Here is a 12,846-nt window from a genome sequence, read left to right as displayed (position 1 = left end):
ACGCCATCAACCGGACGGCAAGGATGATCTGGCGGCGTTGGAGCGACAGTCTGGATTTGACCAGAATCCCTTTTGCCCGAAGATCCGCCCATGCCTCGCACGCTTTCCCTCAAGCCCCGCTATTACCGCTGGCACGTCGACCCGGGAGTCGACTGGACGGAAGCGAACACCACCTACAATTTCCTCGATTGGAAACTGCCGATGGAGCGGGTTGCCGTCGTCGCTCTCGACGTCTGGCAAACGCATTATCTGACCGAGACCCGCGACCGGATTCAGGCGATCACGGCGGGGCGGATCCGCCCCCTGCTCAAGGTGGTGAGGTCATCGGGGCTCAGCCTGATCCACGCGCCCGGCCCCCGGGTCGCCCTTGAGCATCCCAATTGGGTCCGCATGATCCGGGAGGACGAAGTGGAGTGGCCGGTCCATGATACCTGGCCGCCCCGGGAGTTTATCGGTCGGACGGGGGAATTCGCCGTTTACGGGCATCCGGTCGAGCCCCGGCAACCGGAACTGGATGTGCGTCTGACCCAACGCCGGTTCCATCCGTTATCCGAGCCGATCGGCGATGAGCCGGTCGTGGCCAATGGCGAGGAACTCCATCGCTACTGCAGGGCCCATGGTTTCCTCTTCCTCATCTTCTACGGGTTCAACACCAACTACTGCATGATGTTGAATGACTACGGGATGATTCACATGAACAACCGCGGATATGCGACCATCCTCCTGAGGGATTGCACGACGGGAATGGAATCCTTTGAGAGCGGTGTCCGTCACGGCCAGACCCGCATGGCCATCCAGCATCTCGAGATGAGTCAGCGCTTTTCCATCACGGCCCCGGAATTGATCGCGGCGCTGCGGCAGGGTCGAAACTGAACAGTTTCGAATCGCGCCGGATTGAAATCCGCGACTTTATGCAGTTGGGTCATAGTCGTTATCAGTAAACATCATGGTTTCCTCCACCACCCCAACCGCCACTTCATCGGAATCCTCGACCAAAGCCTCCGCCCGCATGCTCGCCGTGACGGACATGGCCCGGCTGCTGCGCCGAATCTTCGAGGTCGAACGCGAATTCCTCCGGACCGCGACCACCCTGATCTACCGGGTCGGAGAGCCCGAGCTCAAGTACATGATCTCCCAGCACACCTGGGAATCCGCCCAGCATGCCCGGTTTCTCAAGGAACGTGGACGGGAAATGGCCGGGTTCGGGTCCGGAGAAGGGGTTCGGGAAGCCATCCGCAATCTCTTTGAGGAAGCCGCCTCACCTCCCGACGGGGCCGTGGCCCTGGCCGGTTTCTACCGCGTGATCAAGCCGACGCTCCTCGAAGCCTACCGGCACTACCTTCGGGTCACCGATCACCTCGCCGATTGGCCGACCAAGCAGCTTCTCCAGGAATTCATTGCCGACGAAGAGCGCCATGGGGAGGAGATCCGCAAGTATCTGGGCAACAATGAGGAATCCCGGTGGTGTGATCACCTACGCGCGGCCGTGACCAGTATCGGGGGGCTGCTCGGACTGGGCGTGGCCACCGATTTTGACTGGAGACACCCGGCAGCCCCCTACACCCATCCCGCAACCTGTTCGCGCGGCCGTTATCCGGTAACCTCAAGCGTATTCGGCCACGATCCGGAGAGTGATCCCATCGTCCGCGAGTGGCTGGTCGATCCGGCCACTGATGCCCGGGTCCTGCGCGTCATGGTCTATGTCTGGCTGATGAACGAGATGGATGCGGTCGACTACCTTGCCACCGTCTTCTACGACACCCCGCAGGCGCCTCTCGAAATGCATTACGACATGGCGCGCCATCTCTGGGATGAGTCGCGTCACAGTCAGTTCGGTTTTCGTCAGCTCCCCAAGCTCGGGATCGACATCATGACGGTCGAGCATGCCCTCGATCTCTTCAATATCCTTGTCCAGATGCCGCCGCCTGAGCGCTATGCCATGATGACGATGGAATTCGAGGCGGGTAGTTTCCCGACCAAAGCCATCGTGATGGACCGGATACGGGAGTTGAATGATTTCGAGGCGGACACTCTTCTCGCTTTTGACCGGAACGACGAACAGAACCATGTCCGTTACGGTCACCGCTGGCTTGGAGACCTCATGAAGCTCCACGGGATCGAGACCGACGTCGGTGACTTCGTCGAGGCCACCCGGACGAAATTCACCGAATACGCCGGCATCTACGGAGGCAAGGTCGCCCACACCCTTCCGCGCGAAAAGCGGCTGACCGGGAAGAAGATCCTCCGGAAATACGGCCTCTCCTGACGTCCGAAGGTGTAGCCGCCGGAGAAGGCGACTACACCAGGGGCATGAGAGGCGAGGCAATACCTGCCCGATACCGATGGTTCGGCCTGGCGTGGGGCCGTTTGTCCGGCTCAGCCGACCAGTTGCTTCTTGAGGTGGTCCACCACGGCACAATGCTCATGCTGCGGGCTGAAGAGGACAATCTCGGCATCGGCTCCAACCCGGATCGAGTGCCCGGGCGGCCAGTAGAAGAGATCTCCTCCGACGACGGTTTCCTCCGATTTGTCTCCGTAGGAGACGGTCACTTCTCCCGTGATCATATAGCCCCAATGAGGCGACTGGCAGAGATCGGATTCCAGGCCTTTGAGCAGGGGCGCAATATCGGTGCCCATCTTGAGCGAGAAGTACTCTCCGGCAATACTTCCGTATCCGGAGGCGTCACCGAAATTGAACTCCTGACGAGCGATCGCGCCGGGAACGTTGAGTCTTTCTGGGATTTTTTCTTTCGCGATTTTCATATTTCTTTCTGGTGGATCACTCGATCGGTTCGTTGGTGGTTGCGACCCTTCAGCACATTTATGACGGCACTCTCAGGCCGGTTTGATGTTCTGGTTGAGTCGGAAGAGATTCTTCGGGTCATACTTGGCCTTGATGGACGCGAGCCGCTTGTGGTTGGGGCCGAAGGCATTGGCCACCCGGGCGGACTCCTCTGCGGTCATGAAGTTGACGTAGACACCGCCGGTGGCAAAGGGAGCGGCGGCATCGAAGAACTTCCTCGACCAATCGATGCACTTTTCGTCTTCGGCCGCCGTTTCCCAGCGGCCGTGGACATTCATGACATACCTGGCGTCGCGGTTACCGTAAGCCATGGCATCCGGGGCGACGCGGAGCGTGGCCCCACCCAGTTGGGCGATGAAGATCTCGCAGTGGGGTGAGGGGAGCTTGCTGGCGTACTCGATCGTCGTATCGATCAGGCCGTCCTTCAGTTCGGTGAAATTGTGAGACTTCCAGTAATTGCGCGCACCGGGGGTCAGCAAGGGATCGAAGGCCTGCTGCCAGCCGGCGAAGGGCATGACGCCGACCATCTCGCCGTGGGCTTTGGCGAAGCCTCGCATCGGAGCGATGAGTTTCTCGCCGTCGGCGGGATCCCCGTTGTAGCAGAATGCGAGGACGACCACGTGTTTGCCGTGGACGTCTTCAGGAAGGAACGGCAGCGGCGGCGCACCCCGTGTCACCATCCAGACGGTCAGCTCATCCGGCATGTCTTTGGTGAACTCGCGGTATTGGGTCAGGACCTTTTTGGAATCGGCGCCCGGGAAGACAATCAAACCGGCCAAAAGGTTGGGTCCGACGTCGTGCAGCTGGTACTCAAAGAGGGTCACGATACCGAAGTTGCCGCCCCCTCCACGAAGGGCCCAGAAGAGATCGGTGTTCTCATCGCTGCTGGCGCGCACCCGCTCGCCCTCGGCGGTGACAACTTCCATCGACACAACGTTGTCGGCCGTCAGCCCGTAGGACCGGCTGAGCCACCCGAATCCGCCTCCAAGCGTGAGTCCGGCAATTCCGGTGGTCGAGTTGATCCCGGTCGGCGTGGCCAGTCCATGAACAGCGGTCTCGTGATCGAGATCACCGAGGGTGGCTCCGGGACCGGCGTAGGCGCGTTTGGTCGCCGGGTCGACATGGACCGACTTCATGAGCGAAAGGTCGATCATCAATCCGTCGTCGCAGACGGCGTTTCCGGCGATATTGTGACCTCCGCCCTTTACGGCGATGACCAGGCCCTGGTCACGTCCGTAATTGACCGCCGCGATCACGTCGGCGACGCCGGTGCAGCGAACGATGACGGCGGGCTTCTTGTCGATCATCGCATTCCAGATGGAGCGGGCTTCATCATATCCGGGAGAGTCCGAGAGGAGCACTTCTCCGCGAACGGTTGCTTTCAGGGCGGGAATCGATTCGGGGCTGGGTTGCGGCATATCGATGACGAGTTGATTGTTTCGGTTTCAATACTCCCGGTGACTCAATCGAAGAGATGAACTCCCGGGATTTGATGGGTTGGACCCTACAGGCTTGAACGTTCCCCGTGCGTTCCCTCCGGCGTTCCCGAGCGGGAAATCCGAAAAAAAAGGTGCGAAAACCGGGTCTTGAGCGTTCCTTCGGGGTGAATTGGGCCGAATGGCGGGTCTGGCCGGCTTCCCGGGCCATGTTGCCACGGGTGCAGCCACTTCGCTTTGCCGAAAAGCGGGTGCCGCCTGAAGGAACGCCGGCACAGCGGTGTTGCCACACTTGGTCGGGACCGATACTCATCGATCCTTCGCGCAATCCTGTTGCAGCCCCGGTCCTTGCGGGAATGACTTCCGGTCCTCTCCCGGACGCTCTTGGCCGGTGCTCCCGTATCAGGAGCATTCGTCGAGGAAGGCCCTGGCTTCGATGAGGTCCGGAAAGTCGAATCCCTCGGTGAACCCATCGGCGACTTCGCGCACCAATGCGTGGGCCTTCGCTTTGTTTCTTTTGTTCTTCGAGAGCCGGAACCGGCCCAGACTCAGGGCCGCCCGCAGTTCCAGGGATCTGGCGCCCTGTATGCGCGCGACCTCGAGTGCCTGCCCGAAAGCCGCCTCGATCTCCTCGCTCTGGCCTTTGCCGGCGGCCAGCAATTCACCCCGGATCCGATGGATTTCGGCCAGGTAATGACGTTCATCAATCGTCTCAAGCAATTCATACGCTTCCTGGATAGTCGCGAGCCCTGAGCCAATGTCGGCGGTGCTCAGGTAAGCGCGGGCGATGTAGCACAGGAAATGGGAGAAACAGACAAAACATCGGTCCTTGTCGTAGGCCGCCATGGCCTCACGCATCCCGGTGACGCATTCCGCCGCAGGGCGATCCCCCAACGACAGAAAATGACGCAGAACCCTGCCGCGATGATCCCAGAAGGCCATCGGATGATCCGCCAGGATTACTTCAAGAGAATCCAGTAGAGCGAGTGCCGATTCTTTCCTGCCCATATCGGTGAGGGCTTGGGCTCCGAAGCAGAGCGCATAACCTTCGGTATGGGGATGGTGGAGGGACCGTGCGACCTGGACCGCCTGGTTGATGGCATCGGCAGCCTGGTCCGGATAGCCGAGAAACCAAAGGCTCCATCCGAGCCGGACGAGGCAGACGGCTTTCGGATCCTGGGCGAAGAGGGTGATATGTCTGGCGCGGTCGGCCGGATCGTAGTTCGCGAGGGAGGTTTCCAGGTGTTGCCGTGCCCGGGCGAAATTGCCCAACCAGTGGTGGGTCACCCCGAGGATATACTCTCCTTCGACCATCGTCATTTTCGCCTTTGTCTGGTCAAAGACCCTGAGAAACTCCTCCCCAAGGCGTCGGGCCCGCGTCAGGTCCCCGATAGTGAGACTGGCGATGGCGAGCACCCGGAGAATGGGCAGGTCCGTGGGACGACCGAGCTCTTCGCAAAGCTCGACCGCCCGATCGTAGATTCCCCATACCGCGGGGGCCGGGTAACCGTAGGTCTCAACCAGGCAGGCAACCAGTTTCGAGTTCAGGACGATCTCCATTTCGCTCCGGTCAGAGGTTGCGGGCAGTGCCTTAAGCGCCGAAAGAGCTCTTCCGAACAGGCGGATCGCCTCTTCGTTGGCGTAGACCTGCCGGGCCGCATCGGCCGCCCGATGATAGGCTTCGATCGCCTGGCCGGGCAACCCGGCTGCCTCGAAGTGCGCACCGAGCTGGGCGCTGACCGGACCAAGATCGGCGAAATGTATGGTTTCGAGTGCATCGGCCGCCCGTCGATGGAGCATCCGACGACGGGGAGAGATCATATCCGCATAGGCCACCTCGCGGATCTTGTCGTGGGTGAAATCATAGACGCCCGCTTCGTGCTCAAACATGATCCGCTTCTGCCAGAGTTCATCCAGAACCGGAAAAAGCTCCTCCTCACTTTGTCCGCAGACCTGGATCAGGACCTCAATGGGGAATTCCCTTCCGATGACCGCAGCGACGCCGGTGATCTCGCGGGCGTCCGCCGAGAGTTGGGCCAGGCGCATGGTGATGACGGCATGCACTTTCGGGGGGACGGCCAGGGTTCCGATCTTCCAGTCGACCGAAGCTGCCGTCTGGGGCAGAATACTGGGGCCCCGTTCCCGAAGTCCGGCGCGGATGCTTTCGACGACATAAAGAGGGTTGCCTTCCGTCGCCGTCCACAACCGGGCGACTTCCTGTGGCGTAAGGGCCCGCCCCGCGAGTTGAGCGGCAATGGAAGCCGTCTCGTCTTTTGAAAGCGGACCGATACCCAGTTGGGTAAGCTGACCGTCTCGTTCCAGATCGAGAAGCAGCCTTTGAACCGGATGGTCCGGAGGAAGTTCTTCAACCCGGATCGTTCCGACGATCAGGAGTCTGGCCTCCCGTGCGTGGCGGAGCAGGTAGCGAAGCCAGTCAAGGGTCTCCTGGTCGGTCCATTGCAGGTCATCAAGCACGAGCAGAAGGGGCTCTGTGCTCGCAAGAAATGCTCTGGAGAGTGCTTCCAGCAGGTGTTGTTGATGCCAGCTCTCACGCGGAGCCTCGAGTTCGGCAAGATCCTTGAGTTCCTGGCGCAGTTCGGGGAGGAGACGTGCGATCTCCATCTTCCAGACCGGTTCCAGGTTTCGCAGGCCGGATTGCAGCGCCGGCGATCTCAGCCATTGCGTGGCTGGTGCATAAGGCAGGCGTCCCTCGGCAGCATAGGAGCGGGTGCGGGAGGCCCTTCCCCCGGAATTGCCAACCCAGGTCAGAAGTTCCTCGGCGAGGCGGGTCTTGCCGATTCCGGCTTCCCCGACCAGGACGGTCAGGTGGGCCGAACCCTGCGACGCACGTTCCCAAGTCGTCTTGAGTTCGGACCATTCCCGGTCCCGACCCTGCATGGCCAGTTCGGGCCCCCCGGCCCGGAGTGGTGGTCTCCGTCGGTCACGGGTTTCCTCTCCGACGAGCAAGCGTTCGTGCAGCTCACGGATGGCTTGGGAGGGGCCGACCGATAATTCGCGCTCGAGGATGCCCACACATTCCCGATAAGCCTGGAGTCCGGCAGCACGGTCTCCGTTGGCCATGTGGAGCTTGATGAGGAGGGCGTGCCAGGATTCCCGGGTGGGCTCATGGCGGAGCAGGCGGCGGGCCTGGCGAATCGCCTTGGAGTAGTCACGGCGTTCGTCGAACAGCCGGACCAGACGCTCGGCCCCTTGGGCGAAGGTCTCCCGTAAACTCTCTCTTTCCTCTGAAATCCAATCGGCTTCGGTTCCGGGCAGAAGATCCCCGGAGTAGAGCGAAAGCGCCCGTTCGAGTGCGGCGATTTCCGCCGCCGTGTCCCGAGACCGGGCGGCGATGCCGGCTTCCACCAGTGCGGATCTGAAATCCGTAACATCGACGGTGGCGGACGCATCCTGGCTCCATCGAAGGGATTTGCCGCTCGTTTCAATGATGGCATTGGCTCCGGGCAGGTTGGCCTTCAATTCGTGGAGAAGGTGCCGCAAATTGGTCAGGGCCTGCTTTTCGGTCGAATCGGGCCAGAACAGGAAGGCGATCTTGGAGCGCACCTGGGGAACGCCCGGACGCAGGGCGAGATAGGTCAGCAGCATCCGCAAACGCGGGGTGTCCACCGAAGTCAGTGGCTCACCATCGAGACTCAGGCTGAAGTCCCCGAGCAGATGAATCTGGAGATGGGATGGCACGAAGAAGTGACGCGCTGCCGGTCGCAACGGGCCATTAACAGTTCTTTTGCCTCAGATAAGCGGATCTGGAAAGGAAAGTTTTTCCCCATCCCTTTGTTGGGACTGGAAGAAAGGGGGCACCTTCGCCCATTCCGGTCGGGCTCGGAACGATCTGGAAAGGACCGTGCTGCCGTGCTCAGTCACCCAAATCCAGACAAGCTGACCGTCCCGTCCGGGGCGAGGAGGCAGAACTCGGCGGGGGATCCAGGCTGGATGGACAGCGGCAGGTCGATGAAGCGGGCGGGTTGATCGGAGAAGAAGCCCCAGACTTCGTGCAGGGGTTTCCCCAGCATGGCGGCGGCGCGGCGGACGCCCTCCAGCGGGGCGAGGCTGGAGCCGGCGTAATTGGGCTTTCCTGGCTCGCGCACGATGCCGTCTTTGCCGACTTCGAGGGTCAGGCGGCCCAGGCGGTAGGTCCCGGGTCCGGCTCCGGCCGCCGAAATGCAGTCCGTCGTGTAGGCGATCCGGTCGGGCCCGAGAACCTGATGCAGAATGCGAAAAAGCAGCGGGGACACGTGAATCCGATCCGGGATCAGACTCGCGCGAAGTCCGGTTTCTTCCATGACCCGGAAGACAATATTGTCATGCCGGTGCAATTCGGCGGGGCAGCCGTTGCTGAGATGGGTGAAGCCTTCGGCCCCGGCTTTGACGGCGGCAGCCAGTTGAGCGGCCGTGGCATCGGTGTGCCCGAGCCAGACTTTCATCCCGAGGGAACGGGCCTGCCGGATGGCGTCCGGGGCCTCCGGCCATTCCGGGGCGATGGTCAGAAGGACGGGATCGCTTCCGGCGTGTTCACGGATGGCACGGATCCGCTCGGGTGTGGGTGCGATCATGTGCTCGGCGGGATGGGCGCCGGCGAACCCGGGGATCGGGCTCATGAAGGGGCCTTCAAGGTGCCAGCCGGCGATCCGACGGGCAAGGAGCGGGGATTCAAGCCGGGCCTGGCGGTAGCGTTCGAGGCGGGCCAGCATCCGGTCGAACCGGTCGGTCACCAGGGTGAGCAGAAAACGGCTGCAGGCCGCTTCAGCCAGTCCCCGCGCGGCGATCTCAAGGTTGGCCCGACCGGTGGTGTCGTTCTGGAAGTCGATACCCGCGTAGCCGTTGACCTGGATGTCGACCAGTGGGGGCATCAACCGGGGCAGGGGATGCCCCGGGGCATCGATCGCATCGATCGACTGGATGATGCCGTCGGCGTGGGTCAGGCGAACCGGGGAGCCGGTGCGGTGATCAAGGGCGTCGACGGAGGTGGCCATGGTGAGGAAGGGTTTTTCACACCCGCTTCGCTTCCGGCTCTTCGATGATGCGCCGGGACAAGCAAGGAACGGAAGGAACGGAAGGGGGTAAGGGCTCTCGCCTCAACTCAGGTCCGCGGACTGAGCAGGCTCGCCGAGTCGGCATCGAGGTAGAGGGTGGCGTGGGGCTGGCGGCGCAGGTGGCTGGCCGGGCAGGCGGTTTCGATCGGGCCCTCCAGGGCGGCCTTGACCGCCTCGGCCTTGCGGCGTTCGGGGACGACTGCGACCATCCGGCCGACCTTGCAGAGGGTGGGAACCGTCACGGTTATGGCGTAGGCGGGGACGGCGTGGAGGTTGGGAAAGTGACCTTCCCCGACCTGCTGGAGGCGGCACTTTTCGTCCAGTTTGACGATCTTGATCGGCTCCGGGTCGTCGAAATCGGCGACTTCAGGGTCATTGAAGGCGATATGGCCGTTTTCCCCGATGCCGAGACAGCAGAGGTCGACGGGCGCGGCCGCGAGTGCCTCCGCGTAGGCACGGATGGCCTTGAGGGGTTCGAGGGCATCGCCTTCGAGGTAGTGGGAGGCGGCCGGATTGACCACATTGAAGACGCGCTCCCTGAGGTAGCGGCGGAAAGAGGCGGGGTGGTCCATCGACATGCCGAGGTACTCGTCCATGTGGAAGAGTTCGACCTTGCTCCAGTCGATTCCCTGAAGACGGGTCAGGCATTCAAGGAAAACATCCTGGGAATTGCCGGTCGCGATGATGGCGCGGGCGCGGCCTCGTTGGTGGATCGCGTCCTTGAGGACATTGGCGGCGTCATCGGCGGCGGCGGTCGCCAGATTCTCGGTGGTCGGAAAACGGCGGACCTTGAGGGCATCCACCTGGTAGGATTCTTCGGTCGTGTGGCTCATTTTTTCAGGTCGGGCACACCCGGTCTTGCCGGAAGGGGCCAGACAGGTAACCATTTGGTTATCCGCCGCCTTTTCAACGGAAAACCGCCAGACTGCCCCTTGCTTATGAGACCCCATGGACTTCGCTGCGAATACTTCCGGAACCCTTTGGGCATCGAGAACCGGTGTCCCCGCCTGAGTTGGCTGATCGATTCCGGGAAGGCGGGAGAGCGACAGACCGCCTGGCAGGTCAAGGTCTACGGCGATCCGGCGTCGATCGGCCGGAAGACAGAGGTCGTCCTCTGGAACAGCGGACGGGTGCCTTCGTCCGAGTCCCACCTGATCCGTTATGCCGGCCAAACGCTTCGCTCGAGGCAGCGTTGCTGGTGGCAGGTGCGGGTCTGGAACGGGGACGATGAGGTCTCCGAATGGAGCGAACTGGCGGTCTGGGAGATGGGACTGCTTGAGCCATCCGATTGGCAGGCCCGCTGGGTGACGGCACCACCTCCGGAAGGGCGAAAGCTCGAGGGATGGACGATTTACCTTCGCCGGGAGTTCCTCCTGGAGGGCCGGCCCCTCGGGGCGAGGTTGTATCTGACGGCCCGTGGGCTTTACCAGTTGCGGGTCAACGGCCGGCCGATCGGCGATCTGGCCATCACCCCGGATTGGAGCGATTACCGGAGCAGGCAGTTCTACCAGACCTATGACCTGACCGAACAACTCCAATCCGGCCGCAACACTCTCGCCGTCATCCTGAGCGGAGGATGGTATGCGGGTTCCATCGGGTTCTTCGCCCAGCGGTTCCATTACGGGAAGCTTCCCTGGCTGCTGGGTCAACTGGAGATGGACGGCGCGGATGGTCTTCGGCGGTCCATTCTGACCGACGGTGAATGGCTGGCGGCGCCGGGTCCCGTCGAGAGTTCCGACCTGATGCAGGGGGAAATCTATGATCCCTCGTGCGAGAGAGTCGGTTGGGACCGCAGTGGATGCGATCCTTCAGGCTGGGTGCCGGTGACGACTGAGGCACGGGACGAGGTCGGACTTCGGATCTCGTCGTCCCCGCCGCTTCGCAGGACGGGGGAGGTATCGGCGCGGTCGGTGACGCGTTCGGGCGACGGATGGCTGGTTGATTTCGGTCAGAACCTGACCGGATGGGTCCGGGCGAAGGTGAATGGCCTGCCGGGAGGCGAGATTACCTTTCGCCATGGTGAAGTGCTCGACGAAGCAGGTGAACTCTACACGGAGAATCTGCGCGACGCTGTCCAGGTCGATCGGATACGTCCTAAGGATGCCGACCCGGTCGTTTACGAACCTTCCTTCAGTCTGCACGGATTCCGTTACCTCAAGGTGGACGGTCTGGCCGGGGAGCCGAAGGCGGGCGATTTTGCCGCGCAGGTCGTGCACAGCGATCTCCCGGTGACGGGCGGGTTTCGATCGTCCGATCCGGAATTGAACCGGGTTTGGGAGATGACGCTCTGGGGCCAGCGCAGCAACTTCGTCTGTGTTCCGACCGACTGTCCGCAGCGCGATGAACGACTCGGGTGGACGGGGGACGCCCAGCTGTTCGCCCCGCTGGCCTGCTACAACATGGAGTGTGCGGGTTTCTTCCGGAAGTTCCTGACCGACCTCGCCGATGGCCAATCGATGGAGGGCGGGCTCCCGGAGGTCGGGCCGCGCATCTCGACGTTTCTCGACGCGGCGCCGGTCTGGGGCGATGCCTTCATCATCATCCCGTGGCTGCTCTACCAGATGTATGGTGATGTAGAGACGATGGCGCTGCATTATGATTCGATGGAGCGCTGGATGGATTACATCGGGCGGGCCAATCCCGATGGCGTGCGACGGAATCGCCTCAACGGGAATTACGGGGACTGGGTTTGTCTCGGGCCGGAGACGGACAAGGTCCTCGTCGCCACGGTCTACTGGGTGGAGTGCGCGCGACTGATGGAAAAGATGGCGGGGGTTCTCGGGAAAGCGGGGCGGGCGGAGTTCCATGCCGATGTCAGGCGACGGGTGGGGGAAGCCTTTCGGCGGGAGTTCATCCGTGGGGATCGACTGAGTTCGGACACCCAGACCGCGTATGTTCTCGCCCTGCGGTTCGGAGAGATCACCGATGCGGAAAGGAGCTTGTACCAGCGACGACTGATCGAGTTGCTGGAGGCGAACTCGGGGGCCCTGGATACCGGGATTGTCGGCTCGGCCCATCTCCTCGAAGTGCTGAGCGAGGCGGGCCGGGTGGATCTGGCCTATGGGCTGATGAACCGCCCGGATTGTCCGTCGTTGCGCTTCATGGTGCGGAGCGGAGCGACCACGGTCTGGGAGCGGTGGGATGCCTGGAAACCGGATGTCGGCTTCCAGAATCCCGGGATGAATTCGTTCAACCACGTGGCCCTCGGATCGATGGCGGTCTTTCTCTACCGCTGGATGGGGGGCATCCAGGTCGACGAGAGGCATCCCGGTTTTTCACGCTTTCGTCTCGCGCCTCGTCCGGGTGGCGATCTCGAATGGGTCGAAGTGACCTACGACTCGGTTCGGGGCCGGATTCTCTCGCGTTGGGAGCGGGACGGGGAACGCATCCGTTTCCTTTTTGAGGTTCCGTCCAATACCGAGGCGGTCGTGGATCTTCCGGGACAATCCCTTGACGAAGGCGATGGTCCGATCGTGGTCGGTGGCGGCCGACACCGGTTTGAGCGTCTGGTCCCGGGCGGTGAGTGATCCGCAGGCCCGGGAGGCAAGGTGCCTGA

Annotated in this window: 8 protein-coding genes; 3 read left to right on the top strand and 5 right to left on the bottom strand. The window is 62.2% G+C overall.

The annotated features are described in order from the left end of the window. Positions 1 to 90: 90 nt before the first annotated feature. Both R3F07_11360 and R3F07_11355 read left to right on the top strand, forming a co-directional pair. Entirely contained in the window at positions 91 to 873 is a 783-nt protein-coding gene (locus tag R3F07_11360; protein ID MEZ5276968.1) for a hypothetical protein, read from the top strand. A gap of 73 nt (positions 874 to 946) precedes the next feature. Beyond that, on the top strand, positions 947 to 2,266 hold the full coding sequence (locus tag R3F07_11355; GenBank protein MEZ5276967.1) for a ferritin-like domain-containing protein: 1,320 nt from the start codon (positions 947 to 949) through the stop codon (positions 2,264 to 2,266). 110 nt (positions 2,267 to 2,376) lie between these two features. On the opposite strand, the gene R3F07_11350 is transcribed toward R3F07_11355, so the two are convergent. The 5 genes from R3F07_11350 to R3F07_11330 all read right to left on the bottom strand — a co-directional run bounded on the left by R3F07_11350 (position 2,377) and on the right by R3F07_11330 (position 10,123). Continuing rightward, on the bottom strand, positions 2,377 to 2,763 hold the full coding sequence (locus R3F07_11350; protein MEZ5276966.1) for a hypothetical protein: 387 nt from the start codon (positions 2,761 to 2,763) through the stop codon (positions 2,377 to 2,379). 72 nt (positions 2,764 to 2,835) lie between these two features. Further along, positions 2,836 to 4,221: an FAD-binding oxidoreductase gene (locus tag R3F07_11345; GenBank protein MEZ5276965.1), complete on the bottom strand. Its 1,386-nt coding sequence runs from the start codon at positions 4,219 to 4,221 to the stop codon at positions 2,836 to 2,838. Positions 4,222 to 4,641: 420 nt separating this feature from the next. Next, complete coding sequence (locus tag R3F07_11340; protein ID MEZ5276964.1) at positions 4,642 to 7,938, bottom strand: AAA family ATPase; 3,297 nt, start codon at positions 7,936 to 7,938, stop codon at positions 4,642 to 4,644. 179 nt (positions 7,939 to 8,117) lie between these two features. Further along, on the bottom strand, positions 8,118 to 9,230 hold the full coding sequence (locus R3F07_11335; GenBank protein MEZ5276963.1) for an N-acetylglucosamine-6-phosphate deacetylase: 1,113 nt from the start codon (positions 9,228 to 9,230) through the stop codon (positions 8,118 to 8,120). 107 nt (positions 9,231 to 9,337) lie between these two features. Next, positions 9,338 to 10,123, bottom strand: coding sequence for a glucosamine-6-phosphate deaminase (locus R3F07_11330; protein MEZ5276962.1), 786 nt, complete (start codon positions 10,121 to 10,123; stop codon positions 9,338 to 9,340). Between the two features lie 105 nt (positions 10,124 to 10,228). Between R3F07_11330 and R3F07_11325 the strand changes: the two genes are divergently transcribed. Next, on the top strand, positions 10,229 to 12,817 hold the full coding sequence (locus tag R3F07_11325) for a family 78 glycoside hydrolase catalytic domain (GenBank protein MEZ5276961.1): 2,589 nt from the start codon (positions 10,229 to 10,231) through the stop codon (positions 12,815 to 12,817). The last annotated feature ends 29 nt before the right edge of the window (positions 12,818 to 12,846 follow it).

This window comes from Opitutaceae bacterium (assembly GCA_041395105.1).
GTDB lineage: Bacteria > Verrucomicrobiota > Verrucomicrobiia > Opitutales > Opitutaceae > B12-G4.
The sequence above is the reverse complement of the archived record's forward strand: the minus strand, read 5'-3'. Positions and strand labels throughout refer to the sequence as shown.